Origin of the sequence: Chloroflexus sp. MS-CIW-1 (assembly GCF_030444705.1) — a bacterium.
Classification (GTDB): Bacteria; Chloroflexota; Chloroflexia; order Chloroflexales; family Chloroflexaceae; genus Chloroflexus.
In genome coordinates, this window is the sequence record NZ_JAUBWR010000002.1 from 979868 (window position 1) to 1004164 (window position 24297).

Annotated in this window: 17 protein-coding genes; 5 read left to right on the forward strand and 12 right to left on the reverse strand. The window is 55.4% G+C overall.

Features of this window, described 5'->3' with window-relative positions; all coding sequences use genetic code 11:
• Positions 1 to 11 precede the first annotated feature (11 nt).
• On the forward strand, positions 12 to 2528 hold the full coding sequence (locus QTO31_RS16925) for an arsenate reductase (azurin) large subunit (protein ID WP_301430252.1): 2517 nt from the start codon (positions 12 to 14) through the stop codon (positions 2526 to 2528).
• Positions 2529 to 3005: 477 nt separating this feature from the next.
• Positions 3006 to 4946 (forward strand): ATP-dependent helicase, encoded by a 1941-nt coding sequence (locus tag QTO31_RS16930; protein WP_031460980.1) that lies wholly within the window; start codon positions 3006 to 3008, stop codon positions 4944 to 4946.
• A 318-nt stretch (positions 4947 to 5264) separates the two neighbouring features.
• On the opposite strand, the gene QTO31_RS16935 is transcribed toward QTO31_RS16930, so the two are convergent.
• The 8 genes from QTO31_RS16935 to QTO31_RS16970 all read right to left on the reverse strand — a co-directional run bounded on the left by QTO31_RS16935 (position 5265) and on the right by QTO31_RS16970 (position 14522).
• Positions 5265 to 7160, reverse strand: coding sequence for a protein kinase domain-containing protein (locus QTO31_RS16935; protein WP_301430254.1), 1896 nt, complete (start codon positions 7158 to 7160; stop codon positions 5265 to 5267).
• A 395-nt stretch (positions 7161 to 7555) separates the two neighbouring features.
• Complete coding sequence (locus QTO31_RS16940; protein WP_031460982.1) at positions 7556 to 8896, reverse strand: S41 family peptidase; 1341 nt, start codon at positions 8894 to 8896, stop codon at positions 7556 to 7558.
• A 13-nt stretch (positions 8897 to 8909) separates the two neighbouring features.
• Positions 8910 to 9668 (reverse strand): 16S rRNA (uracil(1498)-N(3))-methyltransferase, encoded by a 759-nt coding sequence (locus QTO31_RS16945; RefSeq protein ID WP_031460983.1) that lies wholly within the window; start codon positions 9666 to 9668, stop codon positions 8910 to 8912.
• 4 nt (positions 9669 to 9672) lie between these two features.
• Complete coding sequence (locus QTO31_RS16950) at positions 9673 to 10707, reverse strand: type I phosphomannose isomerase catalytic subunit (protein WP_301430256.1); 1035 nt, start codon at positions 10705 to 10707, stop codon at positions 9673 to 9675.
• Between the two features lie 29 nt (positions 10708 to 10736).
• The gene (locus QTO31_RS16955) at positions 10737 to 11720 is read right to left on the reverse strand and encodes a 50S ribosomal protein L11 methyltransferase (RefSeq protein ID WP_301430257.1); all 984 of its coding nucleotides are present in this window, start codon (positions 11718 to 11720) and stop codon (positions 10737 to 10739) included.
• 32 nt (positions 11721 to 11752) lie between these two features.
• Entirely contained in the window at positions 11753 to 13171 is a 1419-nt protein-coding gene (gene cysS, locus QTO31_RS16960; protein ID WP_301430259.1) for a cysteine--tRNA ligase, read from the reverse strand.
• A 42-nt stretch (positions 13172 to 13213) separates the two neighbouring features.
• Positions 13214 to 13984, reverse strand: coding sequence for a serine O-acetyltransferase EpsC (epsC, locus tag QTO31_RS16965; protein WP_031460987.1), 771 nt, complete (start codon positions 13982 to 13984; stop codon positions 13214 to 13216).
• Between the two features lie 277 nt (positions 13985 to 14261).
• Positions 14262 to 14522: an FmdB family zinc ribbon protein gene (locus QTO31_RS16970; protein ID WP_031460988.1), complete on the reverse strand. Its 261-nt coding sequence runs from the start codon at positions 14520 to 14522 to the stop codon at positions 14262 to 14264.
• A gap of 1964 nt (positions 14523 to 16486) precedes the next feature.
• Between QTO31_RS16970 and QTO31_RS16975 the strand changes: the two genes are divergently transcribed.
• On the forward strand, positions 16487 to 17290 hold the full coding sequence (locus QTO31_RS16975) for a [LysW]-aminoadipate kinase (RefSeq protein ID WP_031460295.1): 804 nt from the start codon (positions 16487 to 16489) through the stop codon (positions 17288 to 17290).
• A 101-nt stretch (positions 17291 to 17391) separates the two neighbouring features.
• Here the strand turns inward: QTO31_RS16975 and QTO31_RS16980 are convergent, their stop codons facing one another.
• A complete protein-coding gene (locus tag QTO31_RS16980) occupies positions 17392 to 18783 on the reverse strand; it encodes an LCP family protein (protein WP_301430260.1) in 1392 nt (463 codons plus the stop codon).
• Positions 18784 to 18902: 119 nt separating this feature from the next.
• On the opposite strand from QTO31_RS16980, the gene QTO31_RS16985 reads away from it, so the two are divergent.
• The gene (locus QTO31_RS16985) at positions 18903 to 21284 is read left to right on the forward strand and encodes an alpha/beta hydrolase family protein (RefSeq protein ID WP_301430262.1); all 2382 of its coding nucleotides are present in this window, start codon (positions 18903 to 18905) and stop codon (positions 21282 to 21284) included.
• A 127-nt stretch (positions 21285 to 21411) separates the two neighbouring features.
• On the forward strand, positions 21412 to 21831 hold the full coding sequence (gene apaG, locus QTO31_RS16990) for a Co2+/Mg2+ efflux protein ApaG (protein ID WP_301430263.1): 420 nt from the start codon (positions 21412 to 21414) through the stop codon (positions 21829 to 21831).
• On the opposite strand, the gene QTO31_RS16995 is transcribed toward apaG, so the two are convergent.
• The 3 genes from QTO31_RS16995 to QTO31_RS17005 all read right to left on the reverse strand — a co-directional run bounded on the left by QTO31_RS16995 (position 21823) and on the right by QTO31_RS17005 (position 24270).
• The gene (locus tag QTO31_RS16995) at positions 21823 to 22032 is read right to left on the reverse strand and encodes a hypothetical protein (protein WP_301430265.1); all 210 of its coding nucleotides are present in this window, start codon (positions 22030 to 22032) and stop codon (positions 21823 to 21825) included. The two genes, apaG and QTO31_RS16995, sit on opposite strands and share 9 nt — an antisense overlap.
• A 176-nt stretch (positions 22033 to 22208) precedes the next feature.
• Positions 22209 to 22445: a ferredoxin gene (locus QTO31_RS17000; protein WP_028458476.1), complete on the reverse strand. Its 237-nt coding sequence runs from the start codon at positions 22443 to 22445 to the stop codon at positions 22209 to 22211.
• Positions 22446 to 22527: 82 nt separating this feature from the next.
• Entirely contained in the window at positions 22528 to 24270 is a 1743-nt protein-coding gene (locus QTO31_RS17005) for an NFACT family protein (RefSeq protein ID WP_301430266.1), read from the reverse strand.
• Positions 24271 to 24297: the final 27 nt, after the last annotated feature.

Genomic DNA, 24297 nt, shown 5'->3' on the forward strand with positions numbered 1-24297 from the left:
AGGGAAAGACTATGCCTGTGTACCGTCCAGCCGATCGATTGGTGTTACCGCCGGTCGATGCTGAAAAATATCAAACCGTATGCCATTATTGCATTGTCGGATGTGGCTATCATGTCTACAAGTGGCCAGAGGGACGCTCAGGAGGATTGCTTCCCGATCAGAACGCGCTGGGAGTAGATTTTACCAAACAGGTCGCTCCGCTAAGTGGTAACTGGATTGCCCCTGCTCATCATTCGATCATTACCGAGCGTGATGGTCGTCGCTATCATATTGCTATCGTCCCTGACAAGGAATGTGTGGTCAATAAGGGACAACACTCGGCGCGTGGAGGTTCACTCGGCAGCAGCCTCTATCGGCCAGACGGCCCAACCCATGTTCGTCTAACCCATCCCCTCGTCTACCGCGCCACCGAGCAGGTACCAACAACGTGGGACGATGCGATAGATCTGGCAGCGCGCGTTATCTATGGCAGTATCCAGCGCGACGGCAACAACTCGATCTTTATGAAAATCTTTGACCACGGCGGCGGCGGCGGTGGATTTGAGAACAATTGGGCGGTTGGGAAATTCTTCTTCAACGCCGTCCAGACGATCAACTGCTCGATCCACAACCGTCCGGCGTACAATTCTGAAGTTCATGCCTCGCGCGACATGGGGGTGCCTGAACTCAATTATGCTTACGTCGATGCTGAACTCGCCGATACCATCGTGTTATGGGGCGCTAATTCCTACGAATCTCACACAAACTTCTACCTGGTCCATATGCTCCCGAATATCCAGGGCACAACGGTAAACGCCAAAAAGGACGCTCGTCCAGGCGAACAGGTTGGCCCCGGCCGGATCATCATTATCGATCCGCGACGCACGGCCACAGTGGTCGTTAGCGAGCAGGCCGCCGGAAAGGATCGGGTGTTGCATCTGCAACTCAACCCTGGCACCGATATTGCGCTGGCCAACGCGATCGCACGGGTCGTCTACGAACGGCAATGGCATGATAAAGATTTTGTCGCCAACCGGGTCGAAGCGGAAACGGTGCAGCCCTTACTCGATCAGAGTCTCCAGATCAGTAAGAGTCTCGATGAGGTATTGGCCGAAGCCGAAAAAATCACCGGCCTGTCACGCACCCAGATCGAGCAGGCTGCAAGCTGGATTGCCGAGACTAAGAGCGATGGGACTCGACCGCGGGCAATCTTCCTGTACGAGAAGGGTGTTATCTGGGGATTGAAGAATTACGAGAATATCGGTAGTATTGTCAATCTGACACTCCTGACCGGCAACCTTGGCAAACCTGGTACAGGTTGTGGTCGCCTGGGAGGGCATCAGGAAGGATATGTGCGCCCTGGCTACCCCGGCCCACGCCCCGCGCCGTATGTTGATGATCTGCTTAGCCAGGGGCAGGGGAATGTCTTCTACGTCGTTGGGTGCAACCCGGCGGTAACCACCCTCAATGCGCAGCGCATGCGCGAGACGTTACAAACCCGTGGGAAGCTGGTCAGAGACGCACTTGATGCCAACTTCGCCGCTGACAATGCAACGAAAGCACAGGCTATCCTCGATGCTGTCAAGCAAGGTGGGTTGTTTATCATCGTGCAAGACATCTACCCCACCGAGACGGCAAAGCATGCCCACGTGGTCTTCCCAGCAGCAGCCTGGGGCGAAAGTCCGATTACGTCAATCAACGGTGAACGTCGTTTGCGGCTGTACGAGAAGTTCATGGACCCACCAGGTATCGCCGAGCCAGACTGGAAGATTTTGGGGATGCTGGCTCAGCGTATCAAAGCCCTGGCCCAAGCTGACGGTAATGCCGACATCGCTCAACGATTCAGCGGTTTCGAGTGGAAAACGGCTGAAGAAGTCTTCCTGGAAGGTGGTCAGTCGTTTGCCGATGGCGTGAAGGCCAGTGTTGAACGATACAAGGGTGTTGATTACGCCTTCCTCAAGGCAGCCGGTAACAACGGTATTCAGACCCCGGTAACTATTGTCAACGGTAAGCCGCAGGGACGGGTACGTTTCTTTGAAAACGGTGAACCCTTCTACACCGAAAGTGGCAAGGCCAAGATGCTGCCGACGCCGTGGCCCGGATTCCCGGCCATCGTCCAGGAGCAGATCAACAAGTATCCATACTTCATGACTAACGGGCGCAACAATAACTGGCAGACTCTCTACAACGACATGAACATGCCCTTCTTTGCCGAACGAACGCCATTGCCATACATCGAGATTAGTCCAGAGGACGCAAAGAAGGAGGGTCTCCAGCCAGGTGATATTGTGCGCCTGTTCAACGACTACGGCGAGACAATGGCATACACTGTAGTGAGTAACAGTGTTAAACCGGGTGTGATCTTTATGCTGTTTGCTCACCCGCGGGCGACTACGAATAGTCTGACCACACCGTATGTTGACCCGGCGGTCATTATCCCGTACTACAAAGGAAGTGCCGTAGGTTTGCAGCGCATTGGCCGTCTCGCCGATCTGGATGCACGTCTGACATACAAGCCAACCAATTTTGATTTTGATAAGGTGGTGTAACGGCCCGTCGTTGTCCGATTTCCCCCTCACCTTCCCCCCGGCCCCCTTCCCTCCCGCGCTGCGGGAGAGGAAGGGGGAGGGTGTCCCCGCACCTGCCTGGCGTTCGCACCTGCCTCCTGGCGTTCGCACCTGCCTCTTGGCATTTGCACCTGCCCCCTAGCGCCCGCACCTGCCTCCTGGCGCCCGCACCTTCCCCCCCGGCCCCCTTCCTCTCCCGCGCTGCGGGAGAGGAAGGGGGAAGGAGGAAGGGGGGATGGAACATGGCGCGCGAAAGCATGTTGGCACCCCTCACGCAATGGTTGCACAGGGACGAGACGTGCCCAATGAGAAGGCTGGGTTTTTGATCAGGTTCTCAGGACGGGTTCGCGATAATGCATGGCTGTTCGTGTGCCATTGTGATGGAATGGGGCTATCCTGCGGTTTGGTATAATGCGCTGGCCCGACGGGAGAGATGACCTGTCGTATCGAGGATCAGCTATGGAATTGTTGAATCACCTTAATCCGGCGCAGCGATTAGCCGTGACTGCACCCATTGGGCCAGTGTTGGTCAAAGCGGGTGCCGGTAGTGGCAAGACACGGGTACTTACGTTGCGGATTGCGTATTTGATCACGCATTATGGTGTGGCACCGCAACAGATTCTGGCGGTGACGTTCACCAACAAAGCGGCACGAGAGATGCGCGAACGGTTACGCCATTTACTCGGCGCCCGGATTCGTGGTCTGACTAGTGGGACGTTTCACGCCGTCTGCACCCGTATTCTGCGTGAGTCGATTGAAGGTCGTTTAAAGGGGTACACTGCCTCATTTTCCATTTATTCTGAAGACGAGCAGTTACAACTGGTAGCAGAAGCGCTGGCCGCAGTTACCGAGACTCCGCCGCGTACAATCGAGGCTGATGAAGTGCTACGCCTGATTTCACGGGCCAAAAGTCGTATGCTTACCCCTCGGCTGATGGCGCGATTTGCTGTCGATCCGCTTGATCGTTTTATTGCGGCCTGTTACCGACGTTATCAGCGTGCACTTGAGCAGGCGAATGCCCTCGATTTTGACGACTTGATCCTAAATACCTACCGTTTGTTAAGTGATGATCCTGATCTGCTGTCCACGTATCAGCAACGCTGGCACCATGTATTGGTTGATGAATATCAGGATACGGATCCAAGTCAGCACGCTTTGATCGAGCTGCTCACCCGGCCAACGACGCAACGTCCCCGTTCGCTCTTCGTGGTGGGTGATGCAATGCAGAGTATCTACGGGTTCCGTAACGCTGATCACAGCATTATCAGCCGGTTTTCAACCGATTTTCCCGATGCCCAAGTCATAGAGTTGACGACCAATTACCGTTCGCGACAGCCAATTCTCGATGCGGCCTACGCCATCATCCGGCATAGTCGGAGTGTAGCGCCGATGGAGTTGCGCGCTGCTGCACGAGTCAATAGTGAACGCTGTGTCTTGATCAGTGAGGCGAAAGATAGCCGTGATGAGGCTGAACAAGTAGCGCGCACCATTGCCGATCTTCAGCGACAGGGACGACAATTACGCGAGATTGCCGTGCTCTACCGGACACGACACATGAGTCGTCCGTTCGAGCAGGCTTTTCGTCACGCTCGTATTCCCTACCTGGTTCGTGGTGGCGTAAGTTTCTTTGATCGAGCAGTGGTACGTGATGCACTGGCTTATCTGCGCTGTATCGCGAATCCTGCCGATCATCTGAGCCTGACACGGATTGCCAATGTGCCAGCCCGTGGTTTGGGCGGACAGGCGTTGGCAACTATCGCCGCTTATGCCGCATCTCAGTCGTTGACCCTTAGCATGGCACTCGGTCACGCTGGCGTTATTCTTGGTCTGAGTGCACGTGCGGTTGAGGGGGCGCGTCGGCTCTTTGCACTGTTGCAGCGCTGGTGGCGGTTAGCCGAAGGCACGATGCCGCCCGATCACCTGTTAGCCGACGTGTTGGAACAGAGTGGCTACATGGCTGCCTTAGCTGAACGTTTCGATGCAGAGGAGCTGGCCGAAGCTCGTGCGTATTTGCAAGAGTTGATCCGGGCGGCTGAAGAGCACACCGATCTACGTTCGTTTTTGCAAGAAGTAGCACTGATGACTAATGTTGATGATGAAGACGACGAACGTGATCGCGTTCAGCTCTTAACGATTCACGCTGCAAAAGGTCTGGAATGGCCCTTTGTGTTCGTGGTCGGTCTCGAAGAGGGTACGCTGCCGCACGAGCGAAGTATAGGCGATCCTGCGGCACTGGAAGAGGAGCGACGATTGTGCTACGTTGCGCTCACCCGTGCTGGCGAGCGGCTCTATCTCTCGTGGACAGCGAGCCGTAACCGGGGGCAGCGGCTGAAACCATCACGATTCCTCGATGAAATTATTGCGTTTGGCCGGGAACGAAGTCGACGTGAGCAGAGCTGATGTCAACCACCTGGGTGCGCGGGTCTCTGATCCGCGTATGCGGTGGGTGGCCGAGACCCATCAGTTGACGCATTCAGTACACCTCATCCCCAGGTACCCGCAAGCGAGGGCAGAGGGTCGAACCTATCTCTCCTGCTGCGATGACGTGCATGATCGGCGAGTTAACAGAAGACTGGTTAGAGCACCTTGGAAGGGGAAGCTATCCGTCCCTCTCCCTCCTCACCTCCATCTCCTGTCGGGTAGGGTAAAAACGCTGCAAAGCCACAGATACTCTGTGCGGTATTCATGCCCGCGTACAATCAGGTGATGATCGGCCTGTTACGACAAGACGAAAAGTGCCCCTATGACTAATAGCACCACAAGCAAAGCCGTCAATGCGACCAGCGCAATCCGTTCGAGATTCCAGAGGGGCACAGTGCTCGTGAGCATATCGTCTGGCCCGATCAGATACAGCTCACACTCTTGATCGTCGAGAATGCCATTAATTTGGGTCATGGTCACGCCTTTTATCCGCAGCATCGCCCGTAGCGGTCGGGTATCTTTACCGGCTTTCGTAATCGCCTGATCGATCAAGGCACTCAATGACCCCACACTACGCCACTGACTGTCGTAGAGATCAATCTCTGCTTCATAGACCTGCTGCGCACGCTGACGGAGGAGCGCACGGACGTTGTTGGGTAACCCTTCGCTATCGTCATCATTACTGTACTCAATCGCACGTCGTGACCAGCGGAACACCTTTTCTTCAGCCAGATTCCCATTCCCTTGACATTTCTCACAGCGAATCTTCTGGTACCCTTTACAGGTGGGACAGGTCTGTTCGATTGGATCGGCTTCATCATTGCGTCGTTTGCGAGGTTTAACGATCCCTTTGCCCTGGCACTGTGGACACATCACTTGCCCTGCTCCTTTACATTCCGGGCAGGTAAAGAAGCGGCGCGAACCCGGCAATACAACTTCACCACCTGCTTCCGAGTTAAAATCTTGCGGAGCCGGTAGCGGAACGTTCCAGAGTTCCAGGGCCGGTTCGGCTTGTGGCCGTTCATCGAGACGCATTGGTCTCGTTCGGATAGTTGGCTCAGTACGAGTTTCGTAGAGTACCTGCAACTCGTAGAAATAAATGTTAAAGCTGGCAATCGACTCGAACTCGATCAGTTGTCCTAACGCAGCGCGGCGGAAGTAGCCCTTCCGGCTCCAGTTATTAAGCCACTGCCGGACATAATTACGGCGATGCCACTTGTCGGCGCGCTTCCGCGCTTCGCTGAGAAAATCGTGAAACTGGCTGGCCAGATCGGCCAGTTCCGCACTCAGTGCCAGTTCGAGCGGATTCTCGAACCACTCAGCGCATGTTTCCCAGCGCGACTCCTCCATATCAGTGGTGGTCTGATCGAGCAGAGTGCGGAGTGCCAGCCGTAATGCGTTTGCAGCAGCACCGGCAGTCGTGAAACGCACGTTTGGATGGGGTGATAACATCCGCAAGAGGACTCGTTCGGCCAGGGCAAGTGCCTCTGGTTTCCCGGCGAGGTCTAACTCGACAATCAGGCCGGTGGGTGGGAGTTCACCACTGAGGAGATGATACGCGACAGCGCCGAGACTATAAATATCAAGGGCAGGACTGGCTTTATGCTCGGCCAGCCGCAATTCTGGGGCCGAATAGGGTGTCACATAATCTGCCTCATCGATCTGGCTCAAATCGGGTGCGTCGGGAGCAGCAGCAAGGCTGAGATTGGTGAGATAGGCATTGCCCTGCGGTGTCACCAGAATGTTGGCCGGTTGTACGTCACGATGGACGACCTGCTGTTCGTGAAGATAATCAAGGACATCCGCGATCTGGGTAATGATCCGCATTGTCAATGCCAGGTCAAGCAGACCTTCGCTCAGCAGGTCGCTCAGTGGACGGGCATCGATATATGGCGTCACCATATAATCGCCATAGCGATCATCGTGACCGGCATCGATCACCGGTAACAGATGGGGATGGCTCAGGCTTGCAGCAAGGCGCGCTGCTAATTGAAACCGGCTGCTGGAAATCCAGTCGTGACGACGCAACAACGAAATAAAGACCGGTCGGTTGAGCGTCTGATGAACTGCTCGATAGATGATCGATAACTCATCCTGCCCAAGCCGTTCAAGCAGCAGGTATTCACGTAGTTCAGTGTTTTGCCCGTCTTTCAATCGTGGTTCAGGACGGATAAAAGGGCGTGGATTGTTCATGACCATCTCAGACCACCCCCACCGATTAGATCGTTTGTTCTAATTATATCCCATTTGTCAACGAGCCAGGTATCGTAACGGTTACATCGGCTCAATGCACTGCCTGGTTATCATATCCTGGCTATCATAGCATAAGGTGCTCTTTCATCTGACGACAGTAAGGAAATTGTTACCCGTGGTAGCTACCCGTTCTCTTTTGTTGATACCGGTTCACTGTTATACTGAAGTTGTGCCAGGTGGCAGTGGGCTGTCACGAGATTGGACACGCGATGGTTTTCATCCGTGTCATCCCTGCCAGTCAGGATCTCTGCCTCCCCAATCTCTACCTCACGCGGTGGTTGCAAACCACTTCCTCGCGCTTGCCCCTTGGCCCACTGCCTGGTTAACGGCCTCCATCAGGGGGCCGTTACAGTTTCAGGTGGGGGTGGTGGCGGCGGTGCAATTCCCTCTCGTAAGAGCCGGAGTGCCCAATAGAGTTGTGCATCAGCACAGCTCTGTTCTGCGATGCGGTCAGGTACACACGGTGCGGCATAGGCAGGATCGTTGGAGGCCGGCACAACGTGTTGGGGAGTAATCCCAACGCCATTGATAGCTTCTCCACTTGGGGTCAGCCAACGGGCGATCGTGATTCGCACGCTACTACCATCACGGAGGGTATAGATATTTTGCACCGACCCTTTGCCAAAGGTGCGTTCACCGAGCAATACGGTGTCTGGTCGTTGATCGCGTAAGGCCCCTGCTACGACTTCGGCGGCGCTGGCTGAGCTACCGTTGACCAGGACAACCATCGGCATATCAAAGAGACGACGATCAGGAGCGGCGGTGATAGTACGCAACTCTTTCTGTACACCGCCACGTTCCTGTTCGTACAGAGCGACGCCATCGTAGAACCGACCCAATACCTCTTGCGCAGTTGTTAAGAAGCCGCCGGAATTGTTCCTTAGATCGAGCACAATCGCTCGTGGTCGTTGCGGACGTAATTCAGCAATTGCGTTATCCAGCAGCTCGGTAGTGGTTGCCTTAAATTCCGTGATCTGGATGTAGGCAATTCCATCGTCTAGGAGAGCACTGTTTACAGTAATGATCGGAATAGCGGCGCGCGTGATTGCCACCGTAAAGACGCGATCTTCGGCTGGCCGACGGATGGTCAGGCGGACAACGGTACCAGCCGGGCCGCGAATCAGACTGATTGCACGGGCACTGGCATCGCGATCATTCAGACCGGCAATAAGCTCGGCAAGCGGTTGATCATCAACTGCCAGAATGATGTCACCCGGCTGAAGACCGGCCTTCAGCGCAGGCGAATTGGGGATAGGGCGATCAATAATGATCATACCTTTCTCAACACGCAGGTATGCGCCGATCCCTTCATACCGTCCTTCCATCGACTCGCGATTCTGCTGTGCTTCTTCCGGTTCCTGAAAAAAGGTATAGGGATCGTCGAGGGTCGCCAGCATGCCTCGGATTGCCCCGTAGATCATGCGCTTGCGGTCGATCACTTCTGGGCGGTAGAAGTTGCCCTCAACCAGGTCCCAAACATCCCAGAAGATAGCAGCCTGTTGGCGTCGTTCACCGGGCGTAAGCAGCCGGGCATCGGCGTTAGAAACACCGCTAATAAACACATCAATTGGTGAAACGCCGACAATCCGACCGGTAACCCAACCACCGAGAAAGGCGATGGCAATCACTGCCAGCCACTGGATTATCTTGCCGATAATCATCCATACCCGTTCCATTGTCATATCTTTTCTAGGTATGAAGTGCGTATTGAAGCATAGCCAGTGCCGCTATGGGGGCAGTTTCTGCCCGTAAGATGCGTGGTCCTAACGACACTGCCTGAATACCGTGATCGCTGGCAACAGCACGTTCATGGGGATCGATACCACCCTCTGGACCAGAGTAGATTGCGATCTGGCGCAGCGATGGCTGCTGCTGCAACACAGTACGCAAATGTGTTGTGGCTTGTTCATCGAGAAGTATTGCCAGATCAACAGTATGCGCAGCGCCGATGGCTGTCAGAAAGGGTTGCGGCTGACTGACCACAGGTAACCGCCCTCGCCCCGATTGCTCGGCTGCTTCGGTGACAATGCGTTGCCAGCGGGCCAGCCGATGTGCATCAATCTGATCCCTGCTGAGCGAACGGGCGAACACGACCGGTACGATACGATGTGCCCCCAACTCAACGGCTTTCTGCAACGCCCATTCAAATCGCTCAGGACGAATCAAGGCCAGATAGAGATCAAAGATGGCCGCTGGCTCACCGCTTGCCTGACAGCGGGCAATAATCTGTCCGTGGGCTAGCCGACGATCAAGGTGAGTAATTTCGACCACTGCTGCCATTCCTTGTCCATCGAGTAATATGACTCGATCACCGGTCCGCAGACGCAAGACCCGTGCCCATTGATGAATGAGCGTCGGATCGTCGATCACGATCTGATCGGTACGCAGCCAGGCCGGGTTGACAAAGAAGCGGCGTGTGTTCGGAAGCGTGAAGGTCTCTTCTGTCATCAGCTTACAGGAAGATCGGGCCAGCGCCTGGTTCAACGCCAACCGAGGTTATCAACGCTGGTATGTCGGGAATGTATGAACGGAGGAATACTCCATTATGACTCATGATCTGGTATTCACCCAGGGTTGCCGGTAACAAGACCGCTATGCCTTGTCGCAATTCGATCACTGTCTGCTGCCAGATCAGTTGCGCTGTACCGGCAATCACTGTCAGGATTTCGAGCGAAGCCGGATCGGTGGTAGCCGTCAATTGTCCCCGAATCTGCCAGCGTTCGAGCGCGAACGATGGACATGCCACCAGAAGTTCGCGCTGCTCATCCAGGACGAGCGGGCGTAAACGGGCGGTACGAGCCGGTTCTAGGCGGCTCACCGCCAGCGCCTGTTCGATATGTAAAGGGCGAAGCTGACCGGTGCGGGCATCACGCCGGTTGTAGTCGTATAACCGGTAGGTGAGGTCCGATTTCTGCTGAATTTCAAACAACATGATACCGGCATTAATGGCGTGAATCGTACCGGCAGGAACGAAGATCAGGTCGCCGGCCTGCACCGGTTGCTCGGCCAGTAAATCTTCAACTGTCCCGTCATTGATCGCCGTTGCCAGGGTTGCTCGTTCTATGTGAGTGCGAGTGCCGAGGGTCACAGTTGCGTTTGGTTCGGCAGCCAAGATGTACCAGGCTTCGGTTTTGCCGTGGAAGCCGGTATGCGCTTCAAATGTGTGGGCGTATTCATCGTCGGGATGCACCTGCACCGAAAGTCGGTCGGCAGCGTCGATGAATTTGGCCAACAGCGGCAAATCGGCGCCGTAGCGGGCAAATGGGCGTGTGCCAACCAGGGCCGGACCATACATACGGGCCAGGTCGGCAATTGTCATACCGGCCAATGCACCATTGCTCACCCGGTTGCTATCGAAAATCAGCCAGATTTCGCCTAGTCGTTCGGGATGAGGAGGTGGCAGATCAAGCCATGACGCCAGTCGCTGACCACCCCAAAGTGGCTCGACTAGTCGCGGTTCACAGAGAATTGGGTAGAGCTGCTGCATAGCACGTATCCTCGTTGTTGATCATCCCGTTATATTCGGCGATGTACCAGTGCCACCCATTCGCCTTCCACATGGCGCGCAATCGGTTGGAGGCCGGCTGCGGTAAAGGCGGCTGCTACCTCTTCTTCTTTAACATCGATGATACCACTACTAATGAGCAGACCCCTAGGCTTGAGTGCGGTTGCCAGATCGGGTGCAAGCGTGATCAGCACTCTGGCAATGAGGTTGGCCGCTATCAGATCGAACGTGGCTTGCAGGCCGTGTTCGTGCAGGGCAGGGTCTGGTTCGGGCGGGCCAAAATCACCCGAGAGCCAGTGCCCCATTGCCTGACCAACCCCAAGACTTCCTTCAGCCACAGTTACCGTATTCCCAACCCGATTGCGATCAATATTTTCCTGCGCCACTCGTACTGCAATCGGATCGTTATCGAGGGCCAGTACCCGACCGGCGCCGAGTTTAGCGGCTGCAATGGCGAGAATCCCAGAACCGGTACCGAGATCGAGCACGTCTTGCCCTGGTTGTACCAGTTGTTCGAGCAAGTTCAGGCAGAGACGGGTCGTCGGATGCAGACCGGTACCAAAAGCCATACCTGGATCGAGCAACAGTACAATATCGTCGGGTTGTGGTTGATATTCCAGCCAAGACGGTACGATGATCGTTCGTTTGCCTACCCGCATGACCGAATAAAATTGTTTCCAGGCGTTGGCCCAATCCTCTTCGGCCAGAGTACGGGTCTGGATCGGCCCCAGCGGACGAATCTGATGAACATGCCAGAGCGCATGCTCAATCTGTTGGCGCGTCTCTTCGACCTGCGCATTGAGTGGCAGATAGGTACGCAACCAAACCGGACGATGAGGATCATACTGAAACTCTGGCCCTTCGTCACCGGCGATCCAGCCCTGTTCGATCACGACTCCACCGTTGTAGCCGTAGCGAGCCAATATCTCGGCAACAGTCTCAACCGATTCTGGATCGACCTCTACCGCAATTTCAAGCCATGAGGTTGTCTGCATACCGACGTTGCTCCCTCTTGGACATCAGCGCCTTACCGATCCCACTTCCAGCGCGTTCCCTGTGGCCCGTCTTCCAGAATCACTCCCAGTTCATTCAAGCGGTTGCGCACCAGATCGGCCAGTGCGAACTGTTTTGCTTTCCGCAATTCGCTACGTACCTCCACCAGCAAGTCGATAAACGGCGTAACTTCGGCATTGGTTGTCTGCTGTCGTGGTTGCAGACGTAAACCGAGGACACCGGCCAGTTCGCGCAAGGTCTGCTGCCCGATTGCCAGGATGTCATCAGCTAGGCCGGCATCGCGTGCGGCATTGATTGCCCGTACCAGATCGAACAGGGCTGCCAGTGCCGCCGGGCTGTTAAAGTCGTTATCCATTGCCGTTATAAAACGCTGGCGGGCAAGTGTCGCTGCCTCCTGGAGGGCAGTTACCGCCGGGCCTTCACGGATCGTACCGGTTGCCGGTGCCAGTGCTGAGAGCAGTCGTTCGAGTTTGCGCTGATTATCAGCCGCAATCTCATCGTTGTACGTTAGTGGACTGCGGTACGAACTGCTCAAGACGATGAGCCGAAAGACATCGGCATCGTAACGGCTGAGAAAATCGGCAATAGTCACGACATTACCCAGCGACTTCGACATCTTTTCGACCTGCCGGGTTTGGGGGTTGACCAGTTGCAGCATCCCATTGTGAACCCAGTAGCGGGCAAAGCATTGACCGGTCAGACTCTCACTCTGGGCAATCTCGTTTTCGTGATGGGGGAAGATCAGGTCAGTACCGCCACCATGAATATCGATCTGCGGGCCAAGATATTCCATCGCCATCGCCGAGCATTCGATATGCCATCCAGGCCGGCCTGGTCCCCATGGGCTATCCCAGGCTGGTTCACCAGGGCGGGCTGCCTTCCAGAGGGCAAAGTCAGCCGGTGATTCTTTGCGTGGATCGACTTCAAAGCGCGTACCGCTCAGCATCTCATCAAGTGAACGACCAGAGAGCTTTCCATAGTCTTCATCGCGCCGAACCCGAAAATAAACATCACCGTCGACCACGTAAGCATAGCCGCGTTCGATCAATCCCTGCACGAAGGCAATGATAGCCGGCATTGTTGTAGAGACGCGGGGATATGTCGTCGCCGGTAAGACATTCATTGCCTGCAACTGGGTCAGAAACTCGGCTGCATACTGCCCCGACAGTGTCAGTGGGTCTTGCCCCAGGGCATTGGCACGGGCGATAACCTTGTCATCAATATCGGTGAAGTTTACAATATGCCGAACCTGATACCCACGAAACTCGAGGTAGCGGCGGATAACATCGAAGACGATGGCCGACATCGCGTGACCAATATGTGCTTCATCGTAAGGGGTCACGCCACACACATACATCCGCACTACACCGGGTTCAATCGTCTCGAGTGGTTCGAGCCGACGGGTCAGAGTGTTGTAGAGTTGAATAGTCATACGAACTCGCTACATTACATACGTTGCCGACGGACTGGCCTTTCAAATCCCGGCACCTTGATTATACTCTTCTTCGATAGGAGCCGAGTCATTCAAGAGTGTTTGCCAGAGTTGATCAGGTAACGCATTGTATTTTAACCGATGCTCCTCGTGGTGAACATGCGTAGCTGCTTCGAGATCGGCGATCCGCAGCTCGAGTTCCAGAATCTTATCGTGCAGGCCACGAAGCATCTCGCCCTCTGGGTCGGGCAACGGTTCGATCCGGCGCGACTGACCGGTAACCGGGTCGCGTCTGGCAACAATCCGAGCCGGTACACCCACCGCCGTTGTGTGGGGGGGGACATCTTTAACAACGACCGCACCGCCGCCGATTCGTGCCCCTTTGCCGATGGTGATGGCGCCGAGCACGATGGCCCCGACACCGATCACCACTTCATCTTCTACTGTTGGATGACGCTTGCCGGTTTGTTTACCGGTACCGCCTAACGTGACCCCCTGGTACAACATCACCCAATCACCGATCTCGGCAGTTTCTCCGATGACCACCCCCATCCCGTGGTCGATGAAAAAACCGCGCCCGATTCGGGCGCCGGGATGAATTTCGATACCGGTGAGGAAGCGACTGATCTGCGAAATCAGTCGTGGAATAAAAGGGATGTTCCGACGGTAGAGCGCATGGGCCAGGCGATGCAGAATAATGGCGTGTAAACCGGGGTAAAGCAACACCTCGGCCAGATTACGTGCCGCCGGATCATTCTTAAAAATAGCGCGAATATCGTCGCGCAAGACGCATAGTGCATGTGAAAGACCCATCGGATTACTCCGCTGAAGCGATAAATGCGAATGGCCAACGTACCGACAGACAAATGCACGAAGAACCGGGCTTGCGCAGTGGTGCGCAGACCGGTTCATGGGTAAGGAGGGGCGCCGCCACTTCAGACAGCGCCCCTAACGACAGTAACACCCGCAGAGGGGGGAGGAGAGAACAGAGAGCGATTGAGCAATAAGGTGAGAGGCCGCACCCTGCTCCCGTTGAGGGTAAGACCATTCGGTGTGGTGCAGGAGTGCACTGCGTTGCGCGGAAAGGTTATTAGTCGTCACTGGTGTCGCTCTTGGTATCACTCGTATCACCTTTGCCTGCACTGTTGCCGGTAACCGAACCACTGCTCGAGTTACGGCTATCGGTGATATACCATCCCGAACCTTTAAAGACAATGCCTGCCGGCTGAATCACCCGGCGCACCCGACCAGCCTGACCGCAGAGACAGACGGTCAGCGGCTCATCTTTAAAGCTCTGGAATTGTTCAAATTGCTTACCACAGGCATCACAGGCGTACACGTAGGTTGGCATAGCGCTGTTTCAACCTCCCTTGATCGTTGTTTGATGTATCACACACTGTATTGTACCCCAGAGTATCGGGATGCGCAATAAGAGGAATGTTAAAACCAGGAGTTTTCAGCGTTCTCAGCTTCATACCAATTCTGTTAAGAAGCACCGCTCACGTCTCATTACTGCTGAGTTTGGCGAGAACTTACAATGCTCTGCTTTCCCTCTCACCATCCCTCAGCGGAGGTTGCGGCAGGTCGGAAGTCAGCCGCTCTCAGAGCCTGATCAAAAACCCGGATTTCTTATCGGGAACGTACCGTGCGCAGCCATTGGGTGAGGGGGTCGCCCGCACCCCCAGCCCCGCTCCCGCGCTGCGGGCCTTGCGGTGGCCTCCACGTCTGTCTCAGAAATACGCTAGGAGGGACGGGGTTGAAACCCGTCCCTACCAACGCGGTGAAAGACAGAGCTGCGGGTCGCCCGCACCCCCAGCCCCGCTCCCGCGCTGCGGGCCTTGCGGTGGCCTCCACGTCTGTCTCAGAAATCGCTAGTAGGGACGGGTTTGAAACCCGTCCCTACCAACGCGATGAAAGACAGCCGTCGCCCGCTTCTGCCGTCGTTAACCCAACCAGCCGGTTTGAAACCCGTCCCTACCAACGCGGTGAAAGACAGAGCTGCGGGTCGCCCGCACCCCCAGCCCCGCTCCCGCGCTGCGGGCCTTGCGGTGGCCTCCACGTCTGTCTCAGAAATCGCTAGGAGGGACGGGGTTGAAACCCGTCCCTACCAACGCGGTGAAAGACAGTGCTCGCAGATGCAGACGTTGGCGAAGCGACGCTAACGGTTTGAAACCCGTCCCTACCAACGCGGTGAAAGACAGAGCTGCGGGTCGCCCGCACCCCCAGCCCCGCTCCCGCGCTGCGGGCCTTGCAGTGGCCTCCACGTCTGTCTCAGAAATACGCTAGGAGGGACGGGGTTGAAACCCGTCCCTACCAACGCGGTGAAAGACAGAGCTGCGGGTCGCCCTCACCCCCAGCCTCGCTCCCGCGCTGCGGGCCTTGCGGTAGCCTCCACGTCTGTCTCAGAAATACACTAGGAGGGACGGGGTTGAAACCCGTCCCTACCAACGCGGTGAAAGACAGAGCTGCGGGTCGCCCGCACCCCCAGCCCCGCTCCCGCGCTGCGGGCCTTGCGGTGGCCTCCACGTCTGTCTCAGAAATCGCTAGTAGGGACGGGTTTGAAACCCGTCCCTACCAACGCGATGAAAGACAGCCGTCGCCCGCTTCTGCCGTCGTTAACCCAACCAGCCGGTTTGAAACCCGTCCCTACCAACGCGGTGAAAGACAGAGCGGCGGGCCGCCCGCACCCCCAGCCTCGCTCCCGCGCTGCGGGCCTTGCGGTGGCCTCCACGTCTGTCTCAGAAATACGCTAGGAGGGACGGGTTTGAAACCCGTCCCTACCAACGCGGTGAAAGACAGCCGTCGCCCGCTTCTGCCGTCGTTAACCCAACCAGCCGGTTTGAAACCCGTCCCTACCAACGCGATGAAAGACAGAGCGGCGGGCCGCCCGCACCCCCAGCCCCGCTCCCGCGCTGCGGGCCTTGCGGTGGCCTCCACGTCTGTCTCAGAAATACGCTAGGAGGGACGGGGTTGAAACCCGTCCCTACCAACGCGATGAAAGACAGCCGTCGCCCGCTTCTGCCGTCGTTAACCCAACCAGCCGGTTTGAAACCCGTCCCTACCAACGCGGTGAAAGACAGAGCTGCGGGCCGCTCGCACCCCCAGCCCCGCTCCCGCGCTGCGGGAGAGGGGGGATCGTGAACGCGGTATCGTTGAAAGATGTAGGCGCAGGATCGCCCCTGCTAAGCACACGATCAAAATCACGAGTTTCTGATCACTCTCTCACTTATCTTCTGCTGACAGTGGCACTTCCAGAGTTAGGGTAGAATACGTAACGTTCTGTATTTTACATCGCTATCGCTCAGGAGGAATACAATGCTTGTGGTAAAGGTCGGTGGTAGCGCTGGAAACGACTACGATGCCCTCTGTGATGATATTGCCGGACGCTGGCAGCACAACGAGCGTATCATTCTTGTGCATGGAGGTTCGGATCAGACCAATCGTCTGGGTGAAGCACTGGGTCATCCGCCGCGATTCGTGATGTCGCCGGGTGGTCACACCAGTCGCTATACCGACCGACAAACGCTCGAGATTTTTATGATGGCGACTGCTGGCCTGATCAATAAGCAACTGGTTGAACGCTTGCAGATGCGGGGGGTAATGGCTCTCGGCCTCAGTGGGCTTGATGGTCGCATTCTGTCTGGAAAGCGAAAGTCGACAATCAGGGTGATCGAACAGGGGCGGCAGATGATTCTGCGTGACGACTGGACCGGAACTATCGAGCAAGTGAACAGCACATTGTTACAATCACTCCTCGATGCTGGGTATTTGCCGGTAATTGCTCCGCTGGCCTGCTCAACTGCCGGTGAAGCGTTGAATGTTGATGGTGATCGCGCTGCCGCTGCTATTGCTGCGGCGTTGCATGCCCAGACGTTGATCTTGCTTTCAAATGTGCCGGGCTTGCTGCGCAATTTTCCCGATGAGTCATCGCTGATCACTCATATTCCGCGCACTGAACTCGAAGCTTATATGGCGTATGCCGCTGGTCGGATGAAAAAGAAACTGCTCGGCGCTCAAGAAGCACTGGTTGGCGGTGTGCAGCGTGTCATTCTGGCCGATGCCCGCATACCGGCCTGTATCAGTCAGGCACTGAATGGGGGCGGTACCCACATCGTTTGAGATAACCGTTTACCGACGATAAGCAGCGTGCCGCGTTGGCAATGCTTCCTGTTATCGGTGTGGCGAGAGTGGCTTCGCCACCTGTCCTGATCGCCTTACCCCTATTTTCTGCCAATAAACGCTCGTACCACAGCGGTTATTGCATTGGGTCGCGGGGTCAGAGCATATGGATCGTCGGCTATCAAGCCCTCGATCACTTCGTCTGGCCCAATCGCAAAGCGCTCTACTGCATTCAGGTCGAGGTCACGTAGCGACCAGGCCAGCCCCAACAGATCGTCGGCACTAAGATCGGTACGGATATGTGGGCGAAGGGACGAAGTAACCAATGCTGCCAGTTCGACCTGACGCACCGGATCGTGTTCTCGGATGCGTCGGGCAATCGCCATCACGATCATTTGCTGACGGGCTTCACGGGCGTATGCACTGTCGGCATGGCGGGTGCGACTCAGTATCAATGCCTGATCGCCATTGAGCCACTGTTTGCCGGCGGGAAAGTAGACGGTTGTGATCCCATAATCCATTGTCGGGTAGGCAGGATCGTAGATCGGCTGTGGCAGTTCAACTTCAATCCCCCCAATCGCATCGACTGCCGCTGCAAAGCCAGTAAAATCGGCCCATACAATGTAGTTGATCGGTATTCCCAAGAGATTCGATACAGTACGACGCGCCAGCTCAGCCCCACCGAGAGCCGGATTCTGTTCACCGTAGACCGTGGCACTATTAATGCGCCCATAGCCGTAGCCGGGAATCTCAACCACCAGGTCGCGCGGTATCGACAGCAATGCGACGCGGCGGTTGGCCGGTTCGATCCGCACAACCATCAGGGCATCTGTGCGAGTAGCCCAACTCTCGCCAGGCCGCCGATCACTCCCCAGCAACAGAATATGGATTGCCTCGTTTGCCGGTATGTTTACCCCAACAGTTGGCATCAATGTCGGTACCGGTATCCGACCATCAATGCCCGGCAAACGGATTGGGGTTATCGAGGGAGCCACTGCTACATCACGCACAGACGAGGTCGGGGTCAATGTCGCGGTCTCGTCCGTTGGATCGGCCGGTCGATGAATCGTGGGTTGAGGTTGTGCGGTCACCGATGGCGCGGGCAGAGATACCGGTGTCATTGTGAATGCAACCATCGCCATTGCCGGAGTCGGAGTAGCAGCCGTCGTCGGTAGTTGCATCGCCACCAGGTTCTGCCGGATGGTTATTGCTGCCAGCACAACGCGACCGGTCTGAAAACCTAGCCAACCAGCAAACAACACCAACAGTACCAGCAGCATCATACGTCCTGGCCGACGAAGTTTAGATGATCGCTCAGGTGGAACCGGACTGGTCGTTAGTAAGTGGAGCAGCAACTCCTGATCGGTCTGTTCGCAGATTGCGCGACAGGTCGGACAATGGTTAAGGTGAACCTGCAAACGGAGTCTGGTAGTCGACGCAGCGCCTGGACGAATACCGGCGGCCAGCAGGGCACGTGCTTCATTACAGTTCATACGGATGCCATGAAAGGTATTGAGAGTACACCCATAATATACCATTGCGCCGATCAATATGCTATGATACAAAACGTGGCGCTATACACTTTTTCATGATTTAGATTAAGGAGAAATGAATGCGACACTCTCGCCGAGTGTGGTGGATCGGATTGATGGTCGCTCTCGTCGGGCTGGTTTCACCTGTCGTTGCTGCGCCAATTCGCAATAATATCGTAAATGTTGACCAATTTGGTGATGAAAAAGACCTGCCCCCGAACCTGCTCAGTGATGAAGAAATCGAACGTATTGATCGTCTGCAGAACGATGCAAAGTATCCAAATGCGTTAAGTGGGATCAGTCCTGACGATGGTGCAGTGTTGATCGGTTCGGCGGACGGTATTGCCTTTCTTGAGATCGAAACCGGTGATACCGTTGCGGTTGATACTACCGTGTTTGACTTCTTTGTTCCGTTGCCGTTCTTCGGCTTCGGTCGTTTTAGCTGGCAAGATGAGCGTACTCTGGGTGTACTGGCGATAAACTTCTTCGCGTCCGGTAATGAAGACGCTTTTGTCGCGCTTGCCATTGATCGGTATAGCGGAGCTATTACGACGCAGCCGGTTGCTATTCCCGACGAAAATATCGGGATTGTCTCAGTTGCGCCAAACCTGACCACCTGGCTTATCCTCCGTGAACCACCACAGCCGGATACTGCTCAGTCTGAAGCATTCAAGCCATTTACCGTTCGGCATACGCTTGGTCTCCCTTCACCGATTGCGCTGCGCGTCAATCGCATTGAACTGCCAGCACGAGTTCAGCGGCGTGTCGATTTGTTGCGTCAACGGCGTTCCGAGCTCTTGCACCGATTTCTCTTCCAGCAGCAGGCTGAAGATAATATGGTTGAAGTTACCCGTGCTCCATATGATCTTTTCCTCTATGATGCGACTACCAGGAGCGAACGATACATCACCAGCATCCCTTACGCTTCTTCGTTACTCGGTGAAACCTGGACAAGCGACTCCAGGAATCTTGCCGTTTCGTTTGTTGGTGTTCCCGATGCTGAAGGACGTGGATTTTATGCTGGTTCGCTCTTCTCCGAAGAGTTGTATCGTGACGTGACCGGTAATCTGCCTCCGGCCCAGAACCCGATCATTCAGAACAATAACACTTACGTTATTGATTCTGTCAGCGGTCAAACCCAGGTGATTCGGCCCGATCCTGTGCCCGGTGCACCGATCCTCGAAGCCCATGATTGGGCGCCTAGCGGTCAGGCATTGCTGATCAAGGCCCATCATCCGGCGTATTTACAGGGGCGCACCCATCCGGTGTATTACCCGCGTTTTGCTTCCCGTACTAGTTTTCGGTTTTATGACCGGGGAAGCGATGGTCAATTCCGTCATACCGGAACATTCAGTCACCCAATGCTCTCTGGTGGTAATGTCGCATTCGCATTTAGCATCGCCGATTTTGTCAGTCCTGATGAGATTATCGTGCGCGGGGTCGTTGGCAGCAACCGTCATCCGTATTACTACAACCGCGTATCCGGCGAATTACGCAATCTCGCCGACCGTGCCGGTGCCTACTACAATGTTGTCGCTACCAGCAGCCGTACCCGTCAGATTGTCTTTACCTATACCTCATACACTGATCCGCCAGATATTTACCGCTTGCGCTGGGATGGGAGTGCGCTGGCGCGCCTGACCTGGTATAACGAAGAGTTGCGCCGTGAGGCCAATTTACGGCAAGACCCAGTGACCTTTACTCTGCGAAACGGGCAGGTGCGGGTCGGGACCCTGATTCAGTCAGCGGATGCGCCGTTTCCGCCGCGCAATGTTCGCCTGATCGTCTGGCAAGAGGGTGGGCCGAATGTACCAATGATCAATCAGTGGCAGGCTAATGTCGAAAATCCGTATGCCTTACTTCCTTCATTCGGATTCGCGCTGCTGATCACCCCGCTCGCCGGTCGTCACGGCTACACGCCGGAAGTCTTTAATTCGCTGGTTGATCGGGCAAATTTCGGGCAGATCGATATTGACGAACAGGCCGAGGTTGTGCGACAAGCGATTGCCCGTGGTTGGACAGCGCGGGGTAAGGTGGGAATTACCGGATGTTCGTATGGAGGCTACTTCGTGCTCCAGAGCATTGTACGCTATCCCGATCTGTATACTGCGGCCAATCCGCAGTGCGCGTTTATCGATCTGGTTAGTGATTGGACATTAGGCAATGGCCCATTGGTACCATATATGGAGGGATTGCCGCCGTACAAGGCGTTTCGTGAATACATCAACGACTCGCCGAGTTATGGTGCTGATCGTGTGAAAGCGGCAGTACTGACCTTCCACGGGACCGATGATTTCTTACCGATTGTGCAGAACGAGAACTTCCATTTGCAACTGGTCAACCGTGGCGTTCCAGCGCGAATGGTACGCTTTGTCTACGAGGGTCATGGTTTGTCAATGAAGGAAAATCAGCTTTATGCTGCTCAAGAGCAGATTGCCTGGTTCCGGTCTCATTTGAAGTAGGCGGATTGAGGCGAGCTGGATGTGCGCGCACCCAGGTTTGCGTAAGGCGGGCCAGAGGTGCGTGCACTCTGGTCATCTTCATCTGATCGTTTGAAGGACTATCTCGTTTGTATTCGGCATAACGACAATGATACGACGACCATTTTATTATCGTCTGAGCGAAGGAATGCGCATTAGTGTTCGCCCGTATTACCTGCCAGGGCACTCGTTTCCGCCGTTGCAACGCTACGTCTTCGCTTACGAGGTGCGGATCGAAAACATTAGCCGACGTACTGCGCAGTTGATGCGTCGGCGCTGGTTGATCTATGACTCCTGTGGTGAAGAGCAAGAAGTTGTGGGTGATGGGGTTGTCGGTTTACAACCAACGCTCGGCCCTGGTGATGTGCATGAATACCAAAGCTTCTGCGTGCTTAAGTCACCACGAGGATGGATGGAGGGAGAATACTTCTTTCGCACCCCCGACAACCAAACCTTTGCTGCCAGTATTCCGCGCTTTGATCTGATCGCTGATGTTGAGATGATTGACGACGATGACCTATTACGATAAACGTCGTCGTGCTCGTTCACTTCGATACGTGCTCACAAAAATAACGGCCAGCAATGGCAGCAGCCATGGCCAGTCGCGTCGCTCCTCGCGGAGCAGTCGCCAGGTAGCACGGAGCTGAATAATCCAGGGGAAGCGGGCCAGTTGTACTTCTAGCAGTGCCTGGAGGCGACGCTGCCAGGTCGATGAATGGTCTTGGTTCATAGCAGAGGACTTTCTGGGCAAGAATGGCAGCGATAACCTCCATTTGCGAGCCAGATCAGGTCTGGTGGTGGCAGATGTTGAGTTTCCCATCGCTACCTCTTCCTCTCATCACGCACCTTCTATCTTCACGACACGTTCGTAGGGGGGAGAACCCGCCCCTACGAACGCCTGACCGCTTATCCCTCAAAGAACTTGCGATTCTTCTCGATGTAGCTCTTCCACTGCTCTGGTACGGCGTCATCGGCGAAGATGGCCTCGACCGGGCATTCTGGTTCGCACGCGCCACAATCAATGCATTCGTCGGGGTTGATGTAATACTGGTCGTCACCCTCATAAATGCAATCCACCGGACAGACCGCCACGCACGAGGCGTCTTTCGTGCCGATGCACGGCTCAGTAATAACGTATGGCACAGATGTCTCCTTCCTATTGACGCTTCGATCACCCATACAATGGTTGTTTGCTTCCAGACTACTACAGACAGAATTGGCCCGTCTACCACTTTTGTACCACTTCGCCACAAAGTTGTGGTTTAACGCGCAAGGTACGTTCAGGATGGTAACTGACCAACCCTGGCGGACCGCCAGGTATCTTACGAACTGATCGACGCCGACAGAGATCAACCTCTACTGCCGCGTCATGCCGTGCCTGACTATAGTAAGCGGCCAGTGCTGCTGCTTCGGTAATCGTCTGTTGCGGCGGATTATCGGCGCGAATAATGACATGGGCGCCGTGAATCTGGCGGGCGTGTAACCACCAGTCGGTTGGGCGGGCGATACGAAAGGTCACTTCTTCGTTTTGTCGGGCAGTGCGGCCAACATAGATCGGCAGGCCATCACTCGAGCGTATCTGTAGTGGCCGTGACCGCAAAGAAGGACGGCGCGTTGCTGAAGGACGGAGATAACCGGCCTCTTCCGCTTCGGTTGCAATCAGATCGATCTGATGCGATTCATCGGCAATTTCTAGCAAGGCGAGCAACTGATCAAGACCGGCTAGGCGCTGTTCGGCCTCTGCCAATCGTTCGGGCAGAATGCTACGAGCGCTCTTTGCTTTTTCATACGCCTTGAAACGCTCTTGGGCTTGTTCAATAAGTGACCGGTTTGGGTCGAGAACAATGCGCTCTCCCTCTACGATCAATTCGCCGGCTCGTGGCGGTAATTGATGGAGGAACGCGAAGATCATCTCGCCTTCCCAGCGTAAGCGATCTAGCTCGGCGGCACGCTTCAGCTCAGCAGCAATCTGAGCACGCTGGCGCTCGATATGTTCACGGCTGGCGAGAAGTCGTTCTCGCAACTCTTCACGTCGCCGATCACGTCCCAATGGTTGCTGCCGGGCAGTATAAAAGGCCTCAAGTGCGGAACTCATGCTAGGCATGGATGTTGCATTGGGGAGATGGATGGGATGATACGGCGCAAACCCGATAGGACCTTGCTCATCGTTGATCAGATGAGGCGCTGGTGGTTCAGCAAATATCTCGCGTAAACGGGCAGCCACGGTGTAGGCCGGTAGTTCCCGAGTTGATTGCGGAATTGAACCACAGGCCCGTGTCAATACTTCACGGGCGACTTGTGGCGAGACACCCCGATATGCTCCGACCAGGGCTTTTACCGGGTCATTACCTGTTAACGCTGCAATCTCGGCCGCGGTAGCTCGTAACGGATCACGTTTGTCGGGAGCCGGTGGTAGCGTATACACCTGTCGCGGTAGGATCACGCGACTACTCATACGGGGTGAAACCCGCTTGATCGCATCGAGAATAGTGTTATTATCATCAACTAAGATGATGTTACTCCGTCGGTCTTGTGGTTCTACCACCAGATCGCAATGGTACATGTTGTCAACCGATGCCGAGTCATCGTCGTCAACATCGTCAACTAACTCGTCGCGATCGTTTGTCAGTTTGCGCGACTCCATTGGTTTCGCTATACTGAACAAAACAACCCGCTCATAGGGAGGCTGTTCAATATTGATGATGCGACCACCGAGCACGTATTTGCGTAACAATAAGAGAAAGGGCGTTTCACCGTCAACGCCACGTGTCGGTCGTTGACTGATCAGATGAATTCGCGCAGTCTGTGCATCGGCTGAAGCCAGCAGATAATAGCGCCGGGCGTGCCGGTACACCTCTAATCCAATGGTTAGAGGTCCAACCATAACAACGCGCTGAATCCGTCCGTAGAGTACCGTAGTGCGTAATTCTTCCACGACGGCAGCTAATGTCAGAGCATCGAAGTACATACGGTTACAACACAAGACGTACACAAT

What these genes read in the sequence shown, in the direction of transcription:
- QTO31_RS16975 (WP_031460295.1), top strand. Translation starts at nt 16,487, where the DNA reads ATGCTTGTGGTAAAGGTCGGTGGTAGCGCTGGAAACGACTACGATGCC.
- QTO31_RS16950 (WP_301430256.1), bottom strand. Translation starts at nt 10,707, where the DNA reads ATGCAGCAGCTCTACCCAATTCTCTGTGAACCGCGACTAGTCGAGCCA.
- QTO31_RS16935 (WP_301430254.1), bottom strand. Translation starts at nt 7,160, where the DNA reads ATGAACAATCCACGCCCTTTTATCCGTCCTGAACCACGATTGAAAGAC.
- QTO31_RS16945 (WP_031460983.1), bottom strand. Translation starts at nt 9,668, where the DNA reads ATGACAGAAGAGACCTTCACGCTTCCGAACACACGCCGCTTCTTTGTC.
- apaG (WP_301430263.1), top strand. Translation starts at nt 21,412, where the DNA reads ATGATACGACGACCATTTTATTATCGTCTGAGCGAAGGAATGCGCATT.
- QTO31_RS16980 (WP_301430260.1), bottom strand. Translation starts at nt 18,783, where the DNA reads ATGAACTGTAATGAAGCACGTGCCCTGCTGGCCGCCGGTATTCGTCCA.
- QTO31_RS16955 (WP_301430257.1), bottom strand. Translation starts at nt 11,720, where the DNA reads ATGCAGACAACCTCATGGCTTGAAATTGCGGTAGAGGTCGATCCAGAA.
- epsC (WP_031460987.1), bottom strand. Translation starts at nt 13,984, where the DNA reads ATGGGTCTTTCACATGCACTATGCGTCTTGCGCGACGATATTCGCGCT.
- QTO31_RS17005 (WP_301430266.1), bottom strand. Translation starts at nt 24,270, where the DNA reads ATGTACTTCGATGCTCTGACATTAGCTGCCGTCGTGGAAGAATTACGC.
- QTO31_RS16925 (WP_301430252.1), top strand. Translation starts at nt 12, where the DNA reads ATGCCTGTGTACCGTCCAGCCGATCGATTGGTGTTACCGCCGGTCGAT.
- QTO31_RS16985 (WP_301430262.1), top strand. Translation starts at nt 18,903, where the DNA reads ATGCGACACTCTCGCCGAGTGTGGTGGATCGGATTGATGGTCGCTCTC.
- QTO31_RS16940 (WP_031460982.1), bottom strand. Translation starts at nt 8,896, where the DNA reads ATGGAACGGGTATGGATGATTATCGGCAAGATAATCCAGTGGCTGGCA.
- cysS (WP_301430259.1), bottom strand. Translation starts at nt 13,171, where the DNA reads ATGACTATTCAACTCTACAACACTCTGACCCGTCGGCTCGAACCACTC.
- QTO31_RS16930 (WP_031460980.1), top strand. Translation starts at nt 3,006, where the DNA reads ATGGAATTGTTGAATCACCTTAATCCGGCGCAGCGATTAGCCGTGACT.
- QTO31_RS16970 (WP_031460988.1), bottom strand. Translation starts at nt 14,522, where the DNA reads ATGCCAACCTACGTGTACGCCTGTGATGCCTGTGGTAAGCAATTTGAA.
- QTO31_RS16995 (WP_301430265.1), bottom strand. Translation starts at nt 22,032, where the DNA reads ATGAACCAAGACCATTCATCGACCTGGCAGCGTCGCCTCCAGGCACTG.